A 22094-nucleotide genomic window follows, 5' to 3' on the forward strand; every position below is an offset into this window, starting at 1 on the left:
TGGGTGACTGACTCAACGAAGTCCCGGGCGCGCGGAACGGACAAGCGCCGCCGCCTGACGGCGGCGGCCGCCGAGGTCCTCCACCGGCAGGGCGTCGAGCGCACCACCATCGCCGACATCGCCAAGGCCGCCGACGTGCCCGTGGGGAACGTCTACTACTACTTCAAGACCAAGGACGACCTGGTCCAGGCCGCCCTGTCCGAACATGAGGGAGGCCTGGCCGAACTGACCGCCGAGCTGGACAGGCTCCCCGAACCCCTCGACCGCCTCAAGGCCCTGGTCCACGCCTGGGTCGGCCAACGCGACATCGCCGTCCGCTTCGGCTGCCCCACCGGAACCCTCGCCGTCGAACTCGACAAACGCGCCGACGGCACCCTCGACCAGGAGGCGGGCCGCGTCATCCGCGTGCTGCTGGCCTGGGTGGAGCACCAGTTCCACGCGCTCGGCCTCCCCGGCCCCGGCGACCTCGCCGTCACGCTCGTCGCCGGCTACCAGGGCATGTCCCTCCTGGCCAACGCCCTGCGCGACCCTGACATCATGATTCGCGAAGGCGACCGACTGACCCGCTGGCTCGACACCCTGGCCGCCGGCGGCGCCGCCTCCTGATCGACGGGCTTCCCACGCTCAGGCGCCGCCCGGGTCGGCCCGTGAGGAGCAGCGGGGCCCGAATCCGGCCGCGGCAACCGGCCCCGCGGGTCGATCAGGCTCGGCGGGTCTCACGGGCCAGGTCCTCCTCGGCGAGGAGGTCCGGGAGGTTCTCCGGCTCGCGCAGGGCCGCCTCGGCGAGGAGGCGGTCGGGCCAACGGTCGCAGGCCCAGGCCAGGCCCCGCGCCAGGCCCGCCGGGCCGCTCGCGTGCACGGCGCCGTCGGCGTACCACCAGGGGATCTCCTGGCCGTCCACGATGAGCCGCTCGTGGTGGACGTAGGACGCGGGCGCGCCGGGCAGCACCGCGCGTGCCGCCTCCGGCACCGGGCGCTCCTCCCCCGCCGACCCGAGCGCGCCGGGGACCTCCTCGCTCCCCAGGGCCAGCTCCAGGAGGTCCGCGAGGTGCGGCGGCACGAACAGCAGCGGCTGGCCGCGCAGGAGCGGCAGCAGGTCGGGGCGGTCGACGACGATGGCGTCCTCGGCCGGGACGATCTCCGGCTCGCCGTCCACCAGGGCCCGTACGCGGTCGGGCGGCTCGACGTCCAGGTCCTCCGTACGGGCGAGCGCCGCCCACAGCTCACGCAGCCGCTCGCGGGACGGCGTACGGGCCGGGTCGGCGAGGCGGTCGAGGAGCTCGGCCGGGCCGTCCGGCTCGGCGAGCAGCGCCGCCACGGTGGTGCGCACGCCGAGCGCCCTGGCGATCCCCGCGTCCAGACGCGGCGGGGCCGGGTCGTACAGGTCGGCCAGGTCCTCGCCGAGGCACAGTTCGTCGGGGCGCCGGCCGTCCAGGACGGGATGCCGGCCCAGCCACCACGCGGTGTACGAGGGGGCGTCCACCTGGCGGCCGTCGGCGAGCACGACGCGGGCCGGTCCGACGATGGCGGCCCGCAGGTCCGGCTCGGCCAGCAGCCGGAACGCGCCCGCCCAGTCGGCGACGAACTCCAGGTCGCGGACCGCGGTGAACTCCGGGATGACGTACCCGGCGCCGAACCGCTCCGCCCACAGCTCCTCGTCGTCGAGGTGGAACTCCGGCTCGATGACGTCCTCGGCCCGGACCAGCGCGAACGTCCGCAGCACGCCGGCGGCCTCGAGGACCTCCGCGCCGTACCGCTCGACCAGGTCGGCGTCCGCGACCCCGAACGGCGCGTCCTCGGCGATCACCTCGGCCAGCGGCGCTCCCGGCAGCAGGAGTTCCCCGGCGGGGTACGGCTCGCCGTCGTCGCCGGGCAGCGCCAGCTCGGCCAGCCACGGCTCCTCGCCCGGCCGCAGGTGGGCGCGGCCGACGAGGGTGAGGACGGCGTGCCAGATCGGCTCGGGATCCTCCTCGTCGTACGACGCGGTGACCGCCGCGCGCGTCGCCGGGTCGGTGAGCACGGCGCGCGGGCCCGCCTCGACCGCGCCGAGCCGCAGCAGGAGCGGATGCGCGGCCTCGGGGTGGACGACGCGCAGGCCGAGCGCGTCCAGGCCCTCCGGGTCGGTGACGAGGAGCCCGCGCGGCCCGCGTACGGTGCGGCCGTCGGCGAGGGGCACGGGCAGCCCGGCGAGCGCGTCCCGGTCGGCGCCGTCCAGCGCGGCGTACAGCCGCCGCCACCAGGCCGGCTCGCGGTCCAGGCCGGCGAGCGCGTCGGCGACGTCGGCGAGGCTCAGGCGGCGGACGCCGAGCGCGGCGAGCGCCGGGTGACGGGCCGGCCAGCCGGCGGGCAGCAGACCGGGCAGGACCTCCGACAGCACGGCGGGCAACGCGCCGGGACCGTCGACGACCACGGCGTCCCGCCCCCGAACCCGGACCCGCCCGGCTCCAGGCTCCGCGTCGAGCCCGAAACCCGGCTCGACCCTCAGGCCGCCGCCGGGTTCGGCGCCTGACGCGGCCCACGGCCCGCCCGGACCGGCACCCGGCTCGATCCCCGGCTCGCCGCCCGGACCGGCCCAGGGACCGCCGTCCGATCCGGAGCCCGGCCCGCCGGCCGGGCCGGCGCCTGGCGCGGTCGGCCGCTCACCGTCCAGGCCGGTGCCCGCCACGTCCCGGTCCGTAGCCGCGTTCTCGACGACGGGCAGGAGCGGGAGGTCGGGGAGGCGGATCAGGATCGCGCGGCGGAGCCGGGCGTCCAGCTCGCCCTTGGCGACCGGGCCGGGCACGAGGTCGAGGAGACGCGGGGTCGGCGGCAGCAGCGCGGTGTACGCCTCGGCCGCCCGCTCGACCAGGAAGTCGGTCAGCGGGCCGGGGGCGACGTGCCGCCGGTCGGGGGCCAGCGGGAAGGACGCGATGAGCAGCGCGGGCAGGCCGAGCGGCTCGTCGCTGGGCGTGGGCGCGTGAATGACGGCCGGTACGTCGTCCGGCAGCGGCTCGTCGGTGATCGCCCAGCGCACGTGCCAGTACGGCCGCTCCTCGACCGGGCGGTCCGCCAGCAGCTCCGCCGCGACCGTCCCGTGGGCCTCGGCGATGCGCCAGGTCGTGCCGTTCACGGTCACCGCGCGGGTCGCGGCCCCCTCCGCCGGGGTGTCCCAGGTGGCGCGGAGCGTGCGGACGTCACCGTCGACGTCGATCGTGATCTCGGCGAGGGCCGGCAGGGACAGCAGCAGGGCCGGTCCGGTCTCCACCAGCAGCCGCCGGACCAGCCCCTCGGCGTCCGCGTCGCGCAACGGCAGCCGTACGAGCGTGTCGTAGCCCTCGGGGACGGGGGCGGCGGGCGCGACGAACGGCAGGCGCAGAACCGGCACATGACCGCCGCGCCGGTCCAGCTCGGCGGCGAGCGCGGGAACCGGCTCGGCGGCGGCGCGGGTGCGCTCGGCGGACCAGGCGACCGCCGGACCGGCGCCGGAGACGATGGCGGGCTCGTCGCTGACCGCGACCACGGCGGCGAAGCCGACACCGAACCGGCCGACCGCGTGAGCGTCGTCGCGTTTGGCGGAGGCGCGGAGCGTGCTCAGCGCCTCGACCCCGGCGGCGTCCAGCGGCGCGCCGACGTTGGCGGCGCTCAGGATGCCGTCCCGCAGGGTGAACCGGATCCGGCCGGGCACGCCGGCCCGGGCGGCGGCGTCGGCGGCGTTCTGCGCCAGTTCGACGATCACCCGGTCCCGGTAGCCGCCGCGCGTGTGGTCCTCTTCGGCGTTGGCGTCCTCACGGAACCGCGCCGGCGACGCGCTCCAGGCGGCCAGCACCCGCTCCCGGATCGCCGTGGTGCCGAACGGGTCGTCCATTTTCTGCCTCTCCACGGCTGCTCCGGTGCCGGCCGCCGTCACTTGCGGCCGGTCATCTGCGCCAGTCACCTGCGGCCGGTCGGCTGTGCCCCGTCACGCTGGGACAGGTCGTTCGCGGCCCGTCACCGGCCCCGGTCGCGGCCGGCCACCTGCGCCGATCACACTACGGCCGGCCGGCCGCGCCGCTCGCACCACGGCCGGTCGCCTGCGCCAGTCATCTGCGGCCGGTCCAGCCGGGCCGGCCATCTGCGCCGGCCGCACTACGGCCGGTCGGCTGTGGCCGGTCCGGCTCGGCCGGTCGCCTGCGCCGGTCGGCTGTGGCCGGTCGGGCGGGGCCGGTCGGGCGGGGCCGGTCAGCTGTGGCCGAGGGCCTCCTCCTCGGTGAGCGTGGCCGACGGCACGACGTCGTAGCCCATCTCGTCGACGATCGGCGGCGCGGCCTCGGTCGCGGGCGGCGTCACGACGGCCTCGGAGTGGGCGCCGCACCCGTGGTCGACGGCGACGACCTTGCCGTCGTCGGGCGCGTACTCGTTGGCGCACACGCCGAACACCTGCCTCAGCGAGCCCGCGATCGGCAGGAAGAACCCGCAGGTCGCACACTGCGCGGGGGCTGAACGGGCGATCGGGGTGTCGGGGCCGGCGTCTCCGGCGTGCCAGCGGACCGCGGCCTCCTCGCGGCCCTCGGCGGACAGCACGCGGGCCTTGCCGAGGCCCAGCTCCCAGCCGAGCTCCGCGCCGACCTCCTCCGACGGCGCGAACCCGGGTGCCAGGCGCGGGTCGTCCGGCGGCGTCGGCAGCAGGTCGCCGGGGCCGAGATCGCCGGGGCGCAGCCGGTCGCTCCACGGCACCCACTCGGGGGCGAGCATGGCGTCCTGGCCGGGCAGCAGCACAGCCTCGCTGACGGTGGCGTGTTTGGCGCGGGCCGCACGGACCACCGAGACGGCCCACCGCCAACCGCGGTATGCCGGGTCCAGGCAGGCGAAGTAGTGGGTGACGACCCGGTCCCCTTCGGGAACCATCCCGACGTGGTCGCCGACGAACTCCGGCCGAGACGTCTCCCCGGCTGCCGCGCGTGCCAGATCAACGGCCTCGGCGGCGATGGCGTCGATCACGGGGGTACGGCTGCGCCGGTTGGCGGCCGGACTGGTGGAACGCACAGGACTCACATACACGATTGTCGCCCATGGACGGGCATGGGTTTGCCGCGAAGAGGCAGACTGGACGGCATGAGTTTGTGGTCACGTACGGGTTCCGCCGGGCGGGCGGTGCGCGCGGTGGCCCAGAGGGTGGGGCGGGCGACGCGCCGGGCCACTCACGCCGGGGGCGCGGGCGGCAGCGGCCTGGGCGCCCTGATCGAGCTGAACGCGCTGAACAGCGCCGGTGACGCCCTGATCGCGGTGGCGCTGGCGGGCACGATGTTCTTCAATCTGGACGTTCAGCAGGCCCGCGGTCAGGTGGCGCTTTACCTGCTGGTGACGATGGCGCCGTTCGCGCTGGTCGCGCCGTTGATCGGCCCCGTGCTCGACCACATGCGCCACGCCCGCCGGATCGCGATCGCGGGCACGATGCTGGCCCGCGGCCTGCTGTGCTGGGGCATGGCCGGGGCGGTGCTGCACAAGGATCCGGTCACGCTCATGCCCGCGGCCTTCGGCGCGCTGGTGCTGTCCAAGGCCTTCGGGGTGTCACGGAACGCCGTCACGCCCCGCGTGCTGCCACCCGGCCTGGCCCTGGTCACCGCGAACGCCCGCGCCTCCTTCACCGGCCTGGTCGCCGCGTCGATCATGGCGCCGCTCGGCGCCGGGCTGGTCGCCGTCGCGAACGCGGGCTGGGCGCTGCGCGCCGCCACGGTGCTCTTCATGGTCGGCGCGATCTCCGCCATGCGGCTGCCGTCGCACGTGGACACGCCCGAGGCCGATGTCGCGCAGGCCCGGAGCGAGGAGGGCGAGGCGACCGGCGGCGCCGAGGAGCGTACGGACGGCCGGGGCCGGTGGCGCACCCTCCTGCGGGTCGGGCCGGTGGTCGCCGAGGCGATGCTCGCCAACGCCGCCCTGCGGGCGTTCAGCGGGTTCCTGATCCTGTATCTGGCGTTCCTGCTGCGGACCAAGGGCTTCGTCGACGCCGTCTCGCCGAACATCGCGCTCGGCATGCTCGCCGCCGCGGCGGGCGCGGGCGGCCTGGCCGGTACCGGCATGGGCGCCCTGGTCAAGGCGCGGGCGCCGCGGGCGATCGTGTTCGGCACGCTGCTGGCGGCGACCGTGACCGCGGCGGTGTGCGCGGCGTTCTTCGGGCTGATCGCCGCCCTGGTGGTGGCGTTCGTCGGCGCGCTCGGCCAGTCCCTGGGCAAGCTGGGCCTGGACGCGATCGTGCAGCGCGAGGTCGGTGAGGAGATCCGCTCGTCGACGTTCGCGGTGACCGAGACGGTGCACCAGCTCGTCTGGGTGGTCGGGGGGCTGACCGGCCTGGGCATGTCGATCGTGGCCGCCAACGGCCACATCGCGCTCGCCGTGGTCGCTGGCGCGCTCGCGCTGTCGCTGATCACGCTGGCGGCTCCGCGCAGGAACCGCCGCGCCGTACGACGCCGGGAACGCGCCGCGGAGAGCGAGCCCAGCGTCGCCGACACGACCGCCTGACGCGGCGGGTTCACCCCCGCGTCGCTACTGCGGGTCCAGGTCGTCCGCGACCGCGCGCAGCACCTCGCCGATCTTCTTGGCGACCCGGCCCTCGGGGTGCTTGCCTCGCCGGTACGTCGTGGAGACGCCGTCGAGAAGCTTGATGAGGTCCTCGACGATCGGCACCATCTCGTCGGGCTTCTTGCGCTTGCCCTTGACCACCGACGGCGGGTTGTCGAGCGCGCGGACGCTCAGCGCCTGCTGCCCCTTGCGGCCCTCGACGACCCCGAACTCCACGCGCTGCCCGGGTTTGAGCGAGGTCACGCCGCCGGGCAGCGCGGAGGAATGAACGAACACCTCACCGCCGTCATCGCGGGTGAGGAAGCCGAATCCCTTGTCGGCGTCGTACCACTTGACCTTGCCAGTGGGCACAGGGGACCTCGTTGCTAGCTCTTGTCCGGGCGAGTCACATCAAGGCTATTGCCTCGACGGGGAACCAGGATTGATCAGTTCGTTCAAAGTGTCCGGGAAACCCCGCAAATCGGGCAACACGATATCGGCTCCGTAGGCTCGGAGCGCCTCCGAATCGTACGGCCCGGTGGCGATCGCGACGCTGCGGGCACCCGCCGCCCGCGCCGCGTCGATGTCGGCGACGTGGTCCCCGGCGTACGCCGTGGCGCCGAACCTTCTCAGCGCCTCGCCCTTGCCCGCGGCGTAGAAGCCGCCGGCCACCTCATCGACCTGCAGGTCGAGGAATCGGACGGTGGCCTCGGCGTCGTGCTGGTTCTTGGCGGTGACGACGATGACGCGGCCGCCCCGGTCCCGTACGGCGTCGACGGCCGCGCCCGCGCCGGGCATCGGCAACGTACGGGGCACCGCGATCTCTTCGTAGACGGCGCGGTATCGGGAGGCCATCTCCGGAATGTGCTCGGGCGGGAACCAGTGGGCCAGCTCGAGCTCCAGCGGCGGGCCGAGCCGCGAGACGACGGCGGCGATGTCGATGAACACCCCCGTCTCCGCCGCCAGCCGGTCGTAGACCGCGGCGATGGCATCCCGGGTATCGGCGAGTGTCAGGTCCAGGTCGAATCCCACAGCGAGCACGCGCCATAGGGTACGTACCATGCGCAGACACGCGTGCCCGCGCCCTCCCGGTAGTGGCGATGCGACGGGATCCGAGTGGGAGGGCGCGGAGTCTGCGCGAAATCTGGATCTATTGATTTGGTCACCGGTCGAGCCCGCATTAATTACAAGCCCGTAACTGCGGTTACGTGTTGCGGATATACCCAGTGACCACGCTCCGAACCGCACAGACGTCGATCCGCTCCCGAGAGTAAGAAAAGAAAATGGCGAGATGGCGTAGTAAGTCTGGAAATGTCGCCGAGGATTCCGGCCAGGACGCCGCCGAGCGGACCGTTCCGCACTCCGGACGGCACCGGCCCGACGGCGAGCGGCTCAGGAACGGCCTGGGCAGGGCCACGGGCGTCCTGGCGACCCTGGTCGCGGTCGCGGCGACGGTCATCGCCGTCGTCCTGGCCCTGCACATCGCCTTCGTGGTGTTCTCGGCCAACCAGGCGAATCCCATCGTGCGCACGGTGAACGACTGGTCACGCGGACTCGCCTGGGAGTTCCGGGACCTGTTCACGCCCAAGGACAGGCGGGTGGCGGTGCTCGTCGACTACGGGATCGCCGCCGTCGTGTACCTCATCGCCGGAAGGGTCGGCGCCGGGCTGATCCGGCGGATTCACTGAACCCGCGCCCGTAACCCCCGGCGCGGTGCCACATACGGCCGTTCCGTCGGACATCGGCCGACCGCTCGATGGCCTACGCTCTTTCTCGGAGGAGCTACCGAAAATGCAAAGATCGACCCGAGAACGGATCGTCGCCGAGGCGCTCCGGCTCTTCGCGGAGCGCGGATACGCCGCGACGTCCGTCGCGGAGATCGAGGCCGCGGCGGGCCTGTCCCCCGGGGCCGGCGGGCTCTACCGCCACTTCCGCTCCAAGGAAGAGGTCCTGGGCGCCGCCGTGCGCGAGCACATCGCCCGTACGGCCGAGCAGATCGCCAAGACCTTCGAGCAGTCGGCCGCGATCCGCGAGCAGCCTCTGGCGGACCGGCTGCGCCTCGCGGCCGCCGCGGGCCTGCGCAAGATGCGGGAGGAGGCCGATCTCATCCGGGTCCTGTTCCGCGATCTCGACAAGTTCCCGGGCCTCGTGACCGAGATGCGCGAGGGCATCGCCAACCCTCTGTACGACCTGTTCGCCAAGTGGCTGTCCGGCCAGCCGGAGATGGCCGGGATCGACGAGGACTGGGACGCCGTCGCCCTCGCGCTCGGCGGGTCGATCGTCAACTACTGGCTGGCCCAGGACGCCCTGTACGAACCGCCGAACCGGATCGACGAGGAGCGTTTCGTCGCCGGCTGGACCCGCCTCGCCATGGGCCTCGTCGGGACCACGGCGGAGGCGGTCCAGTAACCCCGGGCCGGCGGATCGACCGGCTCAGCGGTTCGGCCGGCCCAGCCGGCCGGCGGACCAACCGGCCCAGCCGGTCCAGTGGACCGGCCGGGCCGGCGGTTCGGTCGGCTCAGCGGACCAGGCGGCCCAGCAGCGCCGACGCGGCGGCGATCCCCGCGATCGCGGCGACCACGAGCACGCCGAGGTCGAGGAGCAGGTGCCCCGGCGTGCCGATGAGCAGGTTGCGCAGCGCGTCGACCTCGTAGCTCAGCGGGTTGATGTGGCTGATCGCCTGGAGCCACCCCGGCATCAGGTCGACCGGGTACAGCGCGTTCGAGCCGAAGAACAGCGGCATCGTGATCGCCTGGCCGATGCCCATCAGCCGGTCGCGGGACATGGCCAGCCCGGCGATGGTCATGGACAGGCAGGAGAAGAACGCCGTGCCGAGCATGACGACCACGACCACGCCGAGCCACCGCAGCGGGTTGACCGTCAGGGCCACGCCGAGCAGCGCGGACAGCACGAGGATCGCGACGGCCTGCGCCAGCGAACGTACCCCCGCGGCGAACGCCTTGCCGGTGACCAGCGCTGCCCGCGGGGTGGGCGTGACGAGCAGCTTGGCCAGCACGCCCGCGTCCCGCTCCCAGATGATCTGGATCCCGTAGAAGATCGCGATGAACAGCGCGGACTGGGCGAGGATCCCCGGCGCGAGGTAGTCCAGGTAGGGAACCTTCCCGGTCGGTATGGCCTTGATCCGGGAGAACGTCTCCCCGAAGATCAGCAACCACAGCGCGGGCTGGATCGCGCGGGTGTACAGCTCGGTCCGGTCGTGCCGCATCTTCTGCAGCTCGACGATGCACATCGCGGCGACCCGGGCGAGCAGCAGCCGCCAGGGGGCGCGAGGGTGCGCCGGTTCAGCCGAGCCGGCCCGCGGTGCGCCGAGTTCGGCGGGCGTCGCGGAAGCCGTCTCCCGGCTCGTCGAGCCGGTCTCCGGTGTAGGCACGGAACACCTCCTCCAGGGTGGCGCCCGGTTCGAGCCCGGACTTGAGTTCGGACGGGGTGCCGAGCGCCTGCACCCGGCCCCGGTGCATCAGTGCGATCCGGCCGCAGTGCTGGTCGGCCTCGTCCATGTAGTGGGTGGTGACCAGGACGGTCATGCCGGTCGCGCGCCGTACCTCCTGGATACGCTCCCAGACGCCGTCGCGCGCGACCGGATCCAGGCCGATCGTCGGCTCGTCCAGGATCAGCAGGCGCGGCGCGCTGACGAGGGCCTGGGCCAGCTCGAGTCGCCGGATCATCCCGCCGGAGTACGTCTGGGCGCGCCGTTCGGCGGCGTCGGCGAGCCCGACGGCGGCCAGGACCTCCTCGACGCGTTCCTTGCGCTCCCGGCGCGGCACGTCGAACAGCCGGGCGAACAGCTCGACGTTCTCCCGTCCGGTCAGCGCGGCGTCCGCGGACAGTTGCTGCGGCAGATAGCCGATCGCCCGGCGTACGGCCATCCGGTGCCGTGCGACGTCGAGCCCGAACACCTCCACCATGCCGGCCTGGGCCGGCAGCAGCGTGGTGATCAGCCGGATCGTCGTGGTCTTGCCGGCTCCGTTCGGCCCCAGCAGGCCGAAGATCTCTCCTTCGGCCACGTCGAGGTCGACCCCGTCGACCGCGACCTTGTCGCCGAACGCGTGCCGCAGCCCCCGGCATACGACCGCATGTCGATCGGCCGGTCCGCTCTCGCCGTTCATGCCTCACCCCCGTGGTCGGAAGATGGGTGTTCCTGTGCGCCGTCCGAGTCACCGTTCGCGTCGCCGTCCCCGCCACCGCCCGCCTCGCCGTTCGGGACGGCGCGCGGGGCGCCGTCCGTGGGCTCGGCCAGGCGGGCGAGCAGCCGGCGCAGGGCGGGCAGCGCCGCGGTGATCGTCTCCCGGTCCTCCTCGGACAGCTCCTCGAGCCGGGCACCGACGAGGCGCGCCCGCCGGTCGCGCCAGTCCGCGATGCGGCGGCGCGCCGCGTCGGTGACCTCCAGCCGGGCGGCCCGGCGGTCGTCCGGGTCCGTCTCCCGGCGCAGCATCCCGGCCCGTACGAGCTGGTTCACCAGGGTGCTGACCGAGTTGTCGGCGAGCCGGAGCTCGCGCGCGGCCGCCGCCACGCTCATCCCGGGGTTGCGGTCGACGACCACCATGAGCTCGACCTGCGCGGGACGCAGGTCGGGCGGTGGCGCCGCGTCGCGCAGCCTCCGCCGTACGAGGCGGCGCATCGCCATGGTCACGTCCATGAGGTCGCCGCCCAGCCGGACGCCATCACTACCCATAAATCCGGATATTACCTCCTTAGCAGAGGTAATCAATTCGGCTGGGGTTCCCGGGGCCGACGTGACCGGTGAGGATGTGGCGACGAGGGAAGTGACCTCCGCCCATCGAGTTACTCGTCACGGATGGTAAAGCGGACGCTCCATAGAGTGGTCGGCCATCAGACGTGGTCGACGCGGACCCCAGGCCCGGACCCCCCGCCCTGCCTCCGGCCCGCCCCGACATTCGGATCGGAGCGCCATGTCCGTACGAGAGGAACAGCAGTGATCGCCACGGTGCGGGGGTTCGTGGCTCTGGGCCGTCCCGCCAAGATCCTGCTGGTCAACGAGATCGGGGAGATGGCCGGGCTCCTCATGATCGCGCCGTACCTCGCCGACCACCTCACACACCACATCGGGCTGGCGGTCTGGCTCGTCGGCCTCGTCCTCGGGCTCCGCCACTTCAGCGAGGGCCTGTTCGCCATGACCGGGACCCTGGCCGACCGCATCGGCTACAAGCCGGTCCTGGTGGTCGGATGCGGGCTGGAGGCGATCGCCTGCGCGCTGTTCGGCCTGTCCGCGGCGGTGCCGTGGCTGATCGGGGCGTCGATCTTCAGCGGGCTCGCCCGCGCGCTGTTCGTCCCCTCCCGGCGCGCCTACCTCGCCCAGGTCGAAAGCGAGCGGAAGGCCGAGGCGTTCGCCCTGGCGGGCGTCTGCCGCCGGATCGGCGTGCTGATCGGCCCGATCGCCGGCATCCCGATGATGCACGCGGGGTTCGAGGCGATGTGCCTCACGTCCGCCGCGATCTTCGCCGTCCTCGCGCTGGTGCAGTGGCGGCTGCTGCCGTCCTGCCCCGGCACCCACCAGGGCTCGGACCGCCCGTTCTGGTCCGAGTGGAAGGACGCGCTCAGCGACCGCGTCTTCGTCGCCTTCGCCCTCACGATGTTCGCGTCGTACTCGCTCGTCCACCAGCTCACGTTCGGGCTCCCGATCGAGGTACGCCACGTGTCCGGCGGGCGGGGCGGCATCACCGCGCTGTTCGTCGTGTCGGCGATCCTCGGCCTCGCCGGGCAGGTCCGGCTCACGCTGTGGTGCGAGCGGCGCTGGACGCCCGGTCAGGCCATGGTGCGCGGCCTGATCATCATGGGCGTCGCGTTCGTCCCGCTGATGCTGCCGCCCGCGCACGGCGGGACGCTCGTCCGGCTGTTCCCGATCATGCTGTGCGCGGCGATCCTGACCATCGGCACGATGATGGTCTTCCCGTTCGAGATGTCCACCATCGCCGACCTCGCCGGTGACCGCGGCGTCGGGACGTACTACAGCGTCAACAACCTGCTGTCCGGGGTCGGCTCCGTCTTCGGCAACCTGCTCAGCGCCGCCGCGATCGGTCTGTCCCACACCCTCGACATGGCGGGCCTGCCATGGCTCGTGCTGTTGCTGCTCGCGCTGGCGTCCGCCACCGCGCTGACCTTCGTGAACAGGGGAGACCGCCTCTCCGCAGGCCGCCTGGCCGGCGCCGAGGTCGGCGCGACCCCCTGACGACGGGTCGATTCGATCCCGCGCTCGGGACCATCAGGTCGTCATCCGCGAATACCGTTGTGGTCGTGAGCACGGACACCTACGCCGACTGGCTCAGGGCGCGCGACGACGAGGATCTGCGCGCCCTGTTCGCGGCCCGTCCCGAGCTGATCACGCCCGTGCCCGCGGACATGGGAGCGCTGGCGGCCCGGGCCTCCGCGGCATCCGCCGTGTCGCGGGCGCTCGACCGCCTGGACCGGCTCGCCCTCGACCTCTTCGAGGCGTTCCTGGTCCTGCCCTCGCCCGTCGCGTACGGCGATCTCCTGGCGGCCGTCTCCGCCGGGCCGTCCGACGCCGCCTGGGTCCGGGAGACCGTCGATCGGCTGCGCGTCCTCGCCCTGGTGTGGGGCGAGGACGACGCGCTGCGGGTGGTGCCCGGCGGGCGGCAGGTCATCCCGCACCCGGCCGGTCTGGGCCCGCCGCTCCGGGAGGCCTTCGCGGCCTACCCGTCCGACCGGCTGGCCGAACTGCTCGGCGGCCTCGGCCTGGAGTCGGTGGACGAGCTCCCCGGCCGGGTCGGCGCGCTGATCGAGGACGCCGGCCCGGAGGCTCGGGCCGCCCTCGACCGGCTCACGTGGGGACCGCCGGTCGGCCGGGTCGAGGGCGCCCGCCGGCCCGTGACCCTCGCCACGGCCGCCTCCCCCATCGAGCGCCTCCTCGCGCGCGGCCTGCTCGCCGCGACCGACGACCGCACGGTGACGCTGCCCCGCGAGGTCGGCCTGCACCTGCGGGGCGGCCGCGTGTTCACCGAGCTGCGGACGGCGCCGCCGCGGCTCGGCGGCACCGCGCGCGCCGCCCGGCTGGTCGACCGGACCGCCGGCGGCCAGGCGTTCACCTTCGTGCGCACCGTCGAGGAGCTGCTCGAACGCTGGGGCGTCGACCCGCCCGGCGTGCTGCGCGGCGGTGGCCTCGGCATCCGCGACCTGCGCGCGACGGCCACCGGGCTGGACGTGCCGGAGTGGACGGCCGCGCTGCTGATCGAGGTCGCGTACGCCGCCGGGCTGCTCGGCCGCGACGGCGACCACGACGGGCCCGCGGGCGCGTGGTGGCTGCCGACCCAGGCGTACGACCTGTGGCGGCTGCGCGACGTCGAACGCCGGTGGAGCGACCTGGCCGCCGCCTGGCTGCTGACCGACCGCGCGCCCGGCCTAGCGGGCGAGCGCGACGACCGCGACCGGCTGATCAACGCGCTGTCCGACGAGGCCGTACGGGTGAGCGCGCCGCAGGTGCGCCGGTCGGTGCTGGGCGCTCTGTCCGACGCGGAGCCGGGCACGGCCCCGAACGCCGGGGAGGTCTTCGCCTACCTCACCTGGCAGCAGCCCCGGCGCGGCGGCACGCTGCGCGAGCGCCTCGTGGGCTGGACGCTGCGCGAGGCGGAGACGCTCGGCGTCACCGGGCTCGGCGCGCTGTCCGGCCACGCCCGTGCCCTCCTGGCGGGCGCCGACGCGGGCAAGGTGCTGGCCAAGGTGCTGCCCGAGCCGGTCGACCACGTGCTGATCCAGGCCGACCTGACGGCGGTCGCCCCCGGCCCGCTCGTCAGCGACCTGGCCCGCGAGCTGGCACTGGCCGCCGACGTCGAGTCGACCGGCGGCGCCACCGTCTACCGCTTCACGCCCACGTCCGTACGCCGGTCCCTCGACGCGGGCCGTGGCGCGGCTGAGCTGATCGACCTGCTGAAACGGCATTCGGCGACCGACGTGCCGCAGCCGCTGACGTACCTCATCGAGGACGTCGCCCGGCGGCACGGCCGGCTGCGGGTCGGCGTCGCCTCGGCGTACGTCCGCTGCGACGACCCGGCCGTGCTCGACGAGATCCTCGCGGACCGGCGGTCGGAACAGCTCCGGCTGCACCGCCTCGCGCCGACCGTCCTGGCCTCGCGCGCCTCCCGGGGCGAGCTGCTGGACTCGCTGCGCACGCTGGGGTACGCGCCGGTGGCCGAGTCGCCGGAGGGCTCCGTGGTGATCACCCGCCTCGACGCGCGGCGCGTCGAGACGACCCACGGCACGTACGAGCCGGCGCACCACTCCCAGATCAGCGTCGCGGGCCCGGACCAGTCGGTCGTGACGGCCGCCGTACGCGCGCTCCAGGCAGGCGAGCGCGCCTCCCGGACCACCGCCCCGGACGGCGCGCCGCCGCGCTCCCCCGCCATGGCGATGGTCAAGCAGCTACGGCAGGCCGCGGACCGGGGCGCACGCGTGTGGATCGGCTACCTCGACCAGCAGGGCCAGGCGTCCAGCCGCATCATCGAGCCGGCCCGGGTGGAGGGCGGGTTCCTCACCGCGTACGACGCGACGCGGGCCGCCGTCCAGCGGTTCGCGCTGCACCGCATCACCGGCGTCGCGGAGGTCGACGGGTCGTCCTGAGCGGGTCGGTGCTGTTCGCGGTCGGTTACTCCGAGCGTTTGCCGAAGTCGGCGCTGCACCAGTGTTCCGGGCGTACCCGGAAGAGCGCGAGACCCTCGTCGCTGGTGCTCCGCAGGTAGCGGTCGCCGAGCTCCTGGCCCAGGTAACGGTGGGCCAGTTCGGCGCGCTCGGTCTCACCGGCCGGCTCGTCGACGGCCGTGACCGGCCCCTCGACGGTGACGTACCGGTAGGGCGGGTCGTCGTTGTGCACGCACAGCGAGACCCGGCCGGCCTCGCGGATCGACTCGGCCTTGCGGCTGTGCGCGCCGGTGATGAAGTACAGCTCGCCACCGGGCCGGTAGGCGTACCACAGGGGCATCGTGACCGGCCCGCGGTCGCCGCCGTCGTCGGTGACGCTCAGCACGCCGATCCGCACGCCCGCCAGGAACGCCTCGCGCTCCTCGACGCTCATCACCTGGCTCACGCGGGGATCCTTGCCGCGCCGCGCCCATCGCCAACGCCCGCGGCGGCAAAGATTCGGCGCGGGTTCCCGGGCGTGTCCGGTGGATCTTCGTCCGCCGCCCGGCGTCCTAGCCGCCCGCGTACCGGCCCGGGGTGACGCCGAAGGCGTGCCGGAACACCTCGTTGACTTCCTCCCCCTCGTGAACCTGGGGGATTCCTACGGCTCGCGCCGTAGAGCTTCCTGCTTCAGTGCCGACAGCCCCGACCGGGAGGAATCCCGCCCGAGGTCTTACCGCGGCTCCACAGGCCGACACCGCCAGCCCGGCGGCCAGAAGGTTCTTGGACTGCGTTCACATCCCGATCATGAGTCGTACCGCACTCACACGTCCAAGTACGGACGTCCAAAGACATCGCGCCTGTCAAGGCACCGCAGACCGAACACAGCTTGGACGAGGGGAACCGCCGGTCGACCACGATCACCTCGCGGCGATACCACTGTGCTTTGTACGTCAGCATGTTGCGAAACTGCGACCACGCGGCATCGGAGATGGCACGGGCCAGTGCGTGGTTCTTCAACATGTTCTGGACGGTCAGGTCCTCGATCACGACCACTTGGTTTTCGCGGACGAGTCGAGTGGTGAGCTTGTGCAGGGTGTCGCGGCGCCGGTCGGCGATCCGCGCATGGATCCGGGCGACCTTACGCTGGCCCTTGGCCCGGTTGGACCCATCCCCCTTGGCCTTGCGGGACAACTCCCGCTGTGCCTTAGCCAGGCGCTTGCGGTCCCGACGCTCATGCCGGGGATTGGTGATCCTTCCCCGGTGGACAACGTCAGCAAATACTTCAGCCCGGCATCCACCCCGACAGCATTGCGGTTGCCCGGGAGCGGCTGGATGCCGGGGTCTTCGCACAGCAGGGACACGAACCAGCGTCCCGCCGAATCCTGAGACACCGTCACCGTCGAAGGCTTCGCGCCCTCCGGGAGAGGCCGGGACCAGACGATGTCCAGCGGCTCGGTCATCTTGGCGAGGGTGAGTTTCCCTTCGCGGAACCGAAACCCGCTGGCGGTGTACTCAGCAGACTTGCGGGACTTCTTCTTCGCCTTGAAACGCGGATACCTCGCCCGCTTGGCGAAAAAGCTCGTGAACGCGGTCTGCAGATGCCGCAGCACCTGCTGAAGCGGAACCGAGGACACCTCATTGAGAAACGCCAACTCCTCGGTCTTCTTCCACGCCGTCAGCATCGCCGAGGTGGCGTTGTAACCGAGATGTTCCCGCCGTGACCTCCAGGCCTCGCTGCGGGCCGCCAGCGCCAGGTTGTAGACCTTCCGCACACAACCGAACGTACGCGACAGCTCCGCTGCCTGCGCATCGGTCGGATAGAAGCGATACTTGAACGCACGCTTCACACAGCTGGTCACAGTTAGTGAACTATAACGTCAACGTGTGACCGTCCGCAGGTTTTCCGGTGGTGGACGCCGCATCGCCGACCGGATCGGCCTGGTCCGCACGGTCCAGCTCGGCGGGGTCGTGGCCCTTCCCGCGCTGGTGGGTCTCCGCCTGGTCCCCGGGGCCACCTTCCCGCTGCTGTTCGCGGTGCTGAGCGGCGTCGCGCTGAACATCCCGTTCGCGGTGCTCGTCAAGCTGGGCCAGGACTACCTGCCGACGCGGCCCGGCACGGCCGCCGGGGTCACCCTCGGCCTGGGGGTCAGTGTCGGCGGTCTGATCTCACCGGTGTTCGGCCTGGTCGCCCGGGCGTACGGCCCGCAGGGCGTCTTCGTGGCCCTGTGCGGGGTCCCGGTCGCCGCCCTAGTGCTGGGCCGTTTCCTGGTCGAACCGGGCGGGGTCAACGGCAATTCGCCTTCAACACGGCAAGATGGAACCAAACGGTGATCGGATGAGTCGTATTTATCCGCCATGCTTGGCGTGTCGATTACATCCCTCGACCTACGAGCTGGGGGGCTCCCCGTGACATGGCAGGACCCGTACGGGCAGTACGGCCAGAGCGGCCAGAACCCCTACGGCCAGGACCCTTACGGTCAGCAGGGCCAACAGGGGTGGCAGAACACCCAGCCCGGCTGGCAGGACCCGTACGCCCAGCAGCAGAACACGTACGGGCAGCAGCAGGGTTACGGCTACTACGGGCCGCCCGGAGCGCCGCCCGCCGGCTCGAACGGGAGCGCGGTCGGGGCGCTGGTCGCCAACATCGTCTCCGCCCTGCTGTGCTGCGGCGGCATCGCCTGGCTGCCCGGGATCATCCTCGCCGCCATGGCGATGAACCGGAACAACACCGACCCGCAGTCCGCCAAGCAGCTCAGCATGTGGTCGTGGATCTGCTTCGGGATCAACATCGTCCTGGCGATCGTCCTGATCGTGGTGCTGTTCGCCATCGGCACGTTCAGCAACACGGGCGGTAGCACGGCCACATACTGACCGATCGGGCGTGGGAAGCCTCACGGGGTCTCCGGCTGTTGGACACTGAGACCCCACCGCCAGAAAGGCATCACGTGACCGACGGCCCGCTGATCGTCCAGTCCGACAAGACCCTGCTGCTCGAGGTCGACCACGACGCGGCGAACGCCTGCCGGAAGGCGATCGCGCCGTTCGCCGAGCTCGAGCGCGCGCCCGAGCACGTCCACACCTACCGGATCACCCCGCTCGCGCTGTGGAACGCCCGCGCCGCGGGTCACGACGCCGAGCAGGTCATCGACGCGCTCATCACGTACGCGCGGTACCCGGTGCCGCACGCCCTGCTCGTCGACGTCGCCGACACGATGGGCCGGTACGGCCGGCTGCGGCTGGAGAAGCACCCGACGCACGGCCTCATGCTCGTGTCGTCGGACCGCGCGGTGCTCGAAGAGGTGCTGCGGGCCAAGAAGCTCAAGTCGATGTTCGGCGAGCGCGTCGACGACGACAGCGTGGCCGTGCACCCCAGCGAGCGCGGCGCGCTCAAGCAGGCGCTGCTCAAGCTCGGCTGGCCCGCCGAGGACCTCGCCGGGTACGTCGACGGCGAGGCACACGCGATCAGCCTGGAGGAGAACGGCTGGGAGCTGCGGACGTACCAGCGGGACGCCGCCGAGTCGTTCTGGCACGGCGGCTCGGGCGTCGTCGTGCTGCCCTGCGGGGCGGGCAAGACGATCGTCGGCGCCGCCGCGATGGCGCACGCCTCCGCGACCACGCTGATCCTCGTCACCAACACCGTCTCGGCCCACCAGTGGAAGCAGGAGCTGCTGCGCCGCACCTCGCTGACCGAGGACGAGATCGGTGAGTACAGCGGCACGAAGAAGGAGATCCGGCCGGTCACCATCGCGACGTACCAGGTCCTGACCACCCGCCGGAAGGGCGTCTACGCCCACCTGGAGCTGTTCGACGCCCGCGACTGGGGCCTGATCCTGTACGACGAGGTGCACCTGCTGCCCGCGCCGATCTTCCGGATGACCGCCGACCTGCAGACCCGCCGCCGCCTCGGGCTGACGGCGACGCTGGTGCGCGAGGACGGCCGGGAGGGCGACGTGTTCTCCCTCATCGGCCCGAAGCGGTACGACGCACCGTGGAAGGAGATGGAGGCGCAGGGCTGGATCGCCCCGGCCGACTGCGTCGAGGTCCGCGTCACGCTCACCGACTCCGAGCGCCTCGCCTACGCCACCGCCGAGCAGGAGGAGCGCTACCGCTTCTGCGCGACCACCGCGACCAAGACGGAGGTCGTGGAGGCCCTCGTCGGCCGCCACCGGGGCGAGCAGCTCCTCGTCATCGGCCAGTACATCGACCAGCTCGACGAGCTCGGCGAGCGCCTCGACGCCCCGGTCATCAAGGGCGAGACCAAGATCAAGGAGCGGGAGCGGCTGTTCGACGCGTTCCGCAGCGGCGAGCTCCAGGTCCTGATCGTCTCCAAGGTCGCGAACTTCTCGATCGACCTGCCCGAGGCCGCCGTCGCCATCCAGGTGTCGGGGACGTTCGGGTCACGGCAGGAGGAGGCGCAGCGGCTCGGCCGCGTCCTGCGCCCGAAGGCGTCGGGCAAGGGCGCGCGGTTCTACTCCGTCGTCGCCCGCGACACGCTGGACCAGGACTACGCCGCCCACCGCCAGCGCTTCCTGGCCGAGCAGGGCTACGCCTACCGCATCGTCGACGCCGACGCCGTCCACAGCGACGAGGACATCTGAGCGGGGGCCGGCTCCGGGCCCTGGGCCCGGAGCCGACCCACCGTGGTCACAGCACCGTGGTCACAGCACCGTGGTCACAGCACCGAGAAGGCGTACAGCTTGTTGTTGTGCGCGCAGTCGTAGGTGCCGTCGTCGCAGAGCCCGAACCAGTAGCCCGACCCCCAGAAGACGGAGCCGCCGGCGATCGCGGCGCCACCGATCACCGCGCCGCCGCTCTTGGCGAGGCCACGTCGCCGCCCAAGGTCGCGCGTGTCCGCGATCGAGCACGGCGACATGAACAAGGTCGAGGTCGCCACGCTGCGCTCCTACGTCGAGGCGCTCGGCGGGAGGCTCCGGATCATCGCCGACTTCGGCGACGACTCCTGCATCGTCGCCTGAGCTGGGGCGTGGCGGTCGCCCGTCACGCCCTCCCCGAAGAACCTCGTCCCCTGGTCCCCGCCGCGCCCTTGACCACGACGGGCACTGGTCGAACCTTCCGGCCGGTGGCCTCATCGACTCCGAGACCCGGACTTGCGGCTATGAACCGACCAGGTCGGCCGAAGCGGGCGCGGCGGGATCGGCCTCCTCGACCGTCGCCGGTTCCTCGGATGACATCTCGGCATCCGGGCCGTGCTCGTGCACAGCGACACCGAGCACGACGGCCGTCAGGCCAATGATCTCGGAGAGCGAGGGCAACTGCCGCAGCACCACCACGCCGACCACCGTGGCCGTCGCCGGCAGCAGCGAGAGCAGCAGGGCGTAGGTCGACCGCGCCATCCGGGCCATCGCCATCTGGTCGCAGACGTACGGCAGCACCGAGGCGACACCGACACCGATCGCGGCGGCGAGAGATCGCGGGCCGGCGAGCGCCGGCACGACGTCCCGTGCCGCGAACGGCACGGTGACCACGCAGGCGACCAGCATCGCCGCCGCCAGCCCGTCGATGCCTCCAAGCCGCCCGGGCAGATGCCGCGCGGCCCGGTGGGCGACCACGATGTAGAGCGCGAACATCAGCGCGTCGGCGAAGGCGAAGAGGAACCCGAGCGGCGCTCCGGCCAGCCGTGCGTCGGTCAACACCACGACGCCCACGGCGACGGCGAGCACCGCGGCGAGGTTTCGCGGTGTGCGGGCGCCGAAGGTCGCCAGACCGATCACCGGGAGGAACTCGATCGCGGCCACGGTGCCCAGCGGCAGGATGGCGATCGCCTGATAGAAGGCGATATTGAGCAGAGCGAGGACGGCACCCCACGCCAGGATCATGCGACGGCCGACCGGGCCGGCGTCCCTGAGAGTCCGCCACGGCCGCCTCCACACCGCCAACACGAGAGCGCCGGTCCAGATGCGGAGCGCCGCAGTGCCGGCGGGAGCGAGCCGCACGAAGATCACCGTCGTGAGCGCCGGACCAAGGTAGCTGGACAGCGCGGAACCCACGAAATACGACCACGTGACGGCTTTCCGCATGATCATGGGAGGATTCTGACGATAAAGTCGCCGCTCCGGAGTGAAGACGAGGAAATTGACGCTGTACGCCGGGATAAGTCAACCGAACCGGCGGGTTACCCGACTGTGATCACGGCGTCGTGAACGAGTCCGGCTCCGAACCCGGCGACATGAACAAGGTCGAGGTCGCCACGCTGCGCTCCTACGTCGAGGCGCTCGGTGGGAGGCTCCGGATCATCGCCGACTTCGGCATCGTCGCCTGAGCCGGAACTGCGCAGATCACTGGCGATCGCTGCGCTCTATCGGCAGCGTTCGCCAGGGATCAGGTGGTGCCGGCTACTTCTTGTTCTCCCTCAGCACCACGTCGATGGTGATGGCCGTCGAGATGACCAGGCTGCGTAGCGGGTCCGGGAGCTGGTACGGGATCTGGACCGCGTAGCGGTCGGCCGTCGTGAACCAGGCGGCGGCCAGCCCCTCCCACTGCTTGTTCACCCGGGCGACCTCGACGCCCTGCCAGTCGGTGATCGTGAAGTCCCAGGCGAAGAAGTCGCCGCGGATCTCGCCGAGCTGGCGGTCCTGCGGGTCGAGCAGCGTGAACCGCGGCCGGAGGCCGAAGTGGCACTGGATCGCGCCGATGGGCACGCCGTTCGGCCAGCTGATCTGCACCTTGGGCGTCACCAGGGCGAAGGGCTTGTCGATGATCAGCATCGGCATGCCGTCGGGCCGTACGACGTGCAGGGTGTGCCGGGTGTTGCCCGAGTACTCCGAGAACATGAAGCGCATGGCCTTCTTGCCACCGGAAAGGTTGGGCTCCCCCACCGTGGCGACCGGTTGGCCCTGGCCGTTGAAGACCGTGTACCGGGACTCGACGGCGAAGACCTTCTTGGGCTGCTCGACGAGCAGGACGGGGGAGTTGAAGAGATCCACGGCCGGAAGCTTACGACCTTGATCCGA

At 72.4% G+C, this 22094-nt stretch carries 21 protein-coding genes and 1 pseudogene; 10 read left to right on the forward strand and 12 right to left on the reverse strand.

Going from position 1 to position 22094, the window contains the following annotated elements; all coding sequences use genetic code 11:
• The first annotated feature begins 3 nt into the window (after nucleotides 1-3).
• Entirely contained in the window at nucleotides 4-606 is a 603-nt protein-coding gene (locus tag AB0L00_RS09580; protein WP_364430743.1) for a TetR/AcrR family transcriptional regulator, read from the forward strand.
• A 94-nt stretch (nucleotides 607-700) separates the two neighbouring features.
• Here AB0L00_RS09580 and AB0L00_RS09585 read toward each other — a convergent pair whose 3' ends face one another.
• Both AB0L00_RS09585 and AB0L00_RS09590 read right to left on the reverse strand, forming a co-directional pair.
• Nucleotides 701-3844: a hypothetical protein gene (locus tag AB0L00_RS09585; RefSeq protein ID WP_364431608.1), complete on the reverse strand. Its 3144-nt coding sequence runs from the start codon at nucleotides 3842-3844 to the stop codon at nucleotides 701-703.
• Between the two features lie 353 nt (nucleotides 3845-4197).
• Complete coding sequence (locus AB0L00_RS09590; RefSeq protein ID WP_364430746.1) at nucleotides 4198-5010, reverse strand: DUF3027 domain-containing protein; 813 nt, start codon at nucleotides 5008-5010, stop codon at nucleotides 4198-4200.
• Nucleotides 5011-5070: 60 nt separating this feature from the next.
• Here AB0L00_RS09590 and AB0L00_RS09595 point away from each other — a divergent pair, with 60 nt between their 5' ends.
• Nucleotides 5071-6474, forward strand: a complete 1404-nt coding sequence (locus AB0L00_RS09595) for an MFS transporter (protein ID WP_364430749.1) — start codon at nucleotides 5071-5073, stop codon at nucleotides 6472-6474.
• Between the two features lie 24 nt (nucleotides 6475-6498).
• Here the strand turns inward: AB0L00_RS09595 and AB0L00_RS09600 are convergent, their stop codons facing one another.
• Together AB0L00_RS09600 and AB0L00_RS09605 are read right to left on the reverse strand one after the other, a co-directional pair.
• The gene (locus AB0L00_RS09600) at nucleotides 6499-6885 is read right to left on the reverse strand and encodes a cold-shock protein (RefSeq protein ID WP_345355226.1); all 387 of its coding nucleotides are present in this window, start codon (nucleotides 6883-6885) and stop codon (nucleotides 6499-6501) included.
• A gap of 45 nt (nucleotides 6886-6930) precedes the next feature.
• Nucleotides 6931-7554 carry an HAD hydrolase-like protein gene (locus tag AB0L00_RS09605; protein ID WP_364430752.1) on the reverse strand — a complete coding sequence of 208 codons (624 nt, stop codon included), beginning with the start codon at nucleotides 7552-7554 and terminating at the stop codon, nucleotides 6931-6933.
• Nucleotides 7555-7796: 242 nt separating this feature from the next.
• On the opposite strand from AB0L00_RS09605, the gene AB0L00_RS09610 reads away from it, so the two are divergent.
• Nucleotides 7797-8201, forward strand: coding sequence for a hypothetical protein (locus AB0L00_RS09610; RefSeq protein ID WP_364430754.1), 405 nt, complete (start codon nucleotides 7797-7799; stop codon nucleotides 8199-8201).
• A 103-nt stretch (nucleotides 8202-8304) separates the two neighbouring features.
• Entirely contained in the window at nucleotides 8305-8922 is a 618-nt protein-coding gene (locus AB0L00_RS09615; protein ID WP_345355235.1) for a helix-turn-helix domain-containing protein, read from the forward strand.
• Between the two features lie 109 nt (nucleotides 8923-9031).
• On the opposite strand, the gene AB0L00_RS09620 is transcribed toward AB0L00_RS09615, so the two are convergent.
• From AB0L00_RS09620 to AB0L00_RS09630, 3 genes are read right to left on the reverse strand one after another with little or no spacing between them, the layout of a single operon-like run.
• Nucleotides 9032-9904 carry an ABC transporter permease gene (locus AB0L00_RS09620; RefSeq protein WP_364430757.1) on the reverse strand — a complete coding sequence of 291 codons (873 nt, stop codon included), beginning with the start codon at nucleotides 9902-9904 and terminating at the stop codon, nucleotides 9032-9034.
• Nucleotides 9816-10640: an ATP-binding cassette domain-containing protein gene (locus tag AB0L00_RS09625; RefSeq protein ID WP_364430760.1), complete on the reverse strand. Its 825-nt coding sequence runs from the start codon at nucleotides 10638-10640 to the stop codon at nucleotides 9816-9818. The genes AB0L00_RS09620 and AB0L00_RS09625 overlap by 89 nt, the downstream gene beginning before the upstream one ends.
• Nucleotides 10637-11206 carry a MarR family transcriptional regulator gene (locus tag AB0L00_RS09630; protein WP_364430763.1) on the reverse strand — a complete coding sequence of 190 codons (570 nt, stop codon included), beginning with the start codon at nucleotides 11204-11206 and terminating at the stop codon, nucleotides 10637-10639. Before AB0L00_RS09630 ends, AB0L00_RS09625 begins: the two co-directional genes overlap by 4 nt.
• Nucleotides 11207-11467: 261 nt before the next feature.
• Here AB0L00_RS09630 and AB0L00_RS09635 point away from each other — a divergent pair, with 261 nt between their 5' ends.
• Together AB0L00_RS09635 and AB0L00_RS09640 are read left to right on the forward strand one after the other, a co-directional pair.
• Complete coding sequence (locus AB0L00_RS09635) at nucleotides 11468-12721, forward strand: MFS transporter (RefSeq protein WP_364430766.1); 1254 nt, start codon at nucleotides 11468-11470, stop codon at nucleotides 12719-12721.
• Nucleotides 12722-12786: 65 nt separating this feature from the next.
• Nucleotides 12787-15123, forward strand: coding sequence for a helicase-associated domain-containing protein (locus tag AB0L00_RS09640; protein WP_364430769.1), 2337 nt, complete (start codon nucleotides 12787-12789; stop codon nucleotides 15121-15123).
• 25 nt (nucleotides 15124-15148) lie between these two features.
• On the opposite strand, the gene AB0L00_RS09645 is transcribed toward AB0L00_RS09640, so the two are convergent.
• Together AB0L00_RS09645 and AB0L00_RS09650 are read right to left on the reverse strand one after the other, a co-directional pair.
• Nucleotides 15149-15586, reverse strand: coding sequence for a pyridoxamine 5'-phosphate oxidase family protein (locus AB0L00_RS09645; RefSeq protein ID WP_364430771.1), 438 nt, complete (start codon nucleotides 15584-15586; stop codon nucleotides 15149-15151).
• Between the two features lie 195 nt (nucleotides 15587-15781).
• Nucleotides 15782-16982: pseudogene (locus tag AB0L00_RS09650) on the reverse strand (transposase).
• Between the two features lie 25 nt (nucleotides 16983-17007).
• On the opposite strand from AB0L00_RS09650, the gene AB0L00_RS09655 reads away from it, so the two are divergent.
• The 3 genes from AB0L00_RS09655 to AB0L00_RS09665 all read left to right on the forward strand — a co-directional run bounded on the left by AB0L00_RS09655 (nucleotide 17008) and on the right by AB0L00_RS09665 (nucleotide 19721).
• Nucleotides 17008-17454: a hypothetical protein gene (locus AB0L00_RS09655; RefSeq protein ID WP_364430774.1), complete on the forward strand. Its 447-nt coding sequence runs from the start codon at nucleotides 17008-17010 to the stop codon at nucleotides 17452-17454.
• 75 nt (nucleotides 17455-17529) lie between these two features.
• Nucleotides 17530-17994, forward strand: coding sequence for a hypothetical protein (locus tag AB0L00_RS09660; RefSeq protein WP_364430777.1), 465 nt, complete (start codon nucleotides 17530-17532; stop codon nucleotides 17992-17994).
• 74 nt (nucleotides 17995-18068) lie between these two features.
• Nucleotides 18069-19721 (forward strand): DNA repair helicase XPB, encoded by a 1653-nt coding sequence (locus AB0L00_RS09665; RefSeq protein WP_364430780.1) that lies wholly within the window; start codon nucleotides 18069-18071, stop codon nucleotides 19719-19721.
• A gap of 74 nt (nucleotides 19722-19795) precedes the next feature.
• Here AB0L00_RS09665 and AB0L00_RS09670 read toward each other — a convergent pair whose 3' ends face one another.
• Together AB0L00_RS09670 and AB0L00_RS09675 are read right to left on the reverse strand one after the other, a co-directional pair.
• Nucleotides 19796-20017 (reverse strand): hypothetical protein, encoded by a 222-nt coding sequence (locus AB0L00_RS09670; RefSeq protein ID WP_364430783.1) that lies wholly within the window; start codon nucleotides 20015-20017, stop codon nucleotides 19796-19798.
• 220 nt (nucleotides 20018-20237) lie between these two features.
• Nucleotides 20238-21167 (reverse strand): EamA family transporter, encoded by a 930-nt coding sequence (locus AB0L00_RS09675; protein WP_364430786.1) that lies wholly within the window; start codon nucleotides 21165-21167, stop codon nucleotides 20238-20240.
• A 113-nt stretch (nucleotides 21168-21280) separates the two neighbouring features.
• Between AB0L00_RS09675 and AB0L00_RS09680 the strand changes: the two genes are divergently transcribed.
• On the forward strand, nucleotides 21281-21403 hold the full coding sequence (locus AB0L00_RS09680) for a hypothetical protein (protein WP_364430789.1): 123 nt from the start codon (nucleotides 21281-21283) through the stop codon (nucleotides 21401-21403).
• A gap of 73 nt (nucleotides 21404-21476) precedes the next feature.
• Here AB0L00_RS09680 and AB0L00_RS09685 read toward each other — a convergent pair whose 3' ends face one another.
• Nucleotides 21477-22067 carry a phospholipid scramblase-related protein gene (locus tag AB0L00_RS09685; RefSeq protein WP_364430792.1) on the reverse strand — a complete coding sequence of 197 codons (591 nt, stop codon included), beginning with the start codon at nucleotides 22065-22067 and terminating at the stop codon, nucleotides 21477-21479.
• Between the last annotated feature and the right edge of the window lie 27 nt (nucleotides 22068-22094).

This window comes from Actinoallomurus sp. NPDC052308, assembly GCF_040679195.1.
GTDB classification, from domain to species: domain Bacteria; phylum Actinomycetota; class Actinomycetes; order Streptosporangiales; family Streptosporangiaceae; genus Actinoallomurus; species Actinoallomurus liliacearum.

What these genes read in the sequence shown, in the direction of transcription:
- AB0L00_RS09615 (WP_345355235.1), top strand. Translation starts at nt 8,305, where the DNA reads ATGCAAAGATCGACCCGAGAACGGATCGTCGCCGAGGCGCTCCGGCTC.
- AB0L00_RS09675 (WP_364430786.1), bottom strand. Translation starts at nt 21,167, where the DNA reads ATGATCATGCGGAAAGCCGTCACGTGGTCGTATTTCGTGGGTTCCGCG.
- AB0L00_RS09585 (WP_364431608.1), bottom strand. Translation starts at nt 3,844, where the DNA reads ATGGACGACCCGTTCGGCACCACGGCGATCCGGGAGCGGGTGCTGGCC.
- AB0L00_RS09595 (WP_364430749.1), top strand. Translation starts at nt 5,071, where the DNA reads ATGAGTTTGTGGTCACGTACGGGTTCCGCCGGGCGGGCGGTGCGCGCG.
- AB0L00_RS09630 (WP_364430763.1), bottom strand. Translation starts at nt 11,206, where the DNA reads ATGGGTAGTGATGGCGTCCGGCTGGGCGGCGACCTCATGGACGTGACC.
- AB0L00_RS09610 (WP_364430754.1), top strand. Translation starts at nt 7,797, where the DNA reads ATGGCGAGATGGCGTAGTAAGTCTGGAAATGTCGCCGAGGATTCCGGC.
- AB0L00_RS09625 (WP_364430760.1), bottom strand. Translation starts at nt 10,640, where the DNA reads ATGAACGGCGAGAGCGGACCGGCCGATCGACATGCGGTCGTATGCCGG.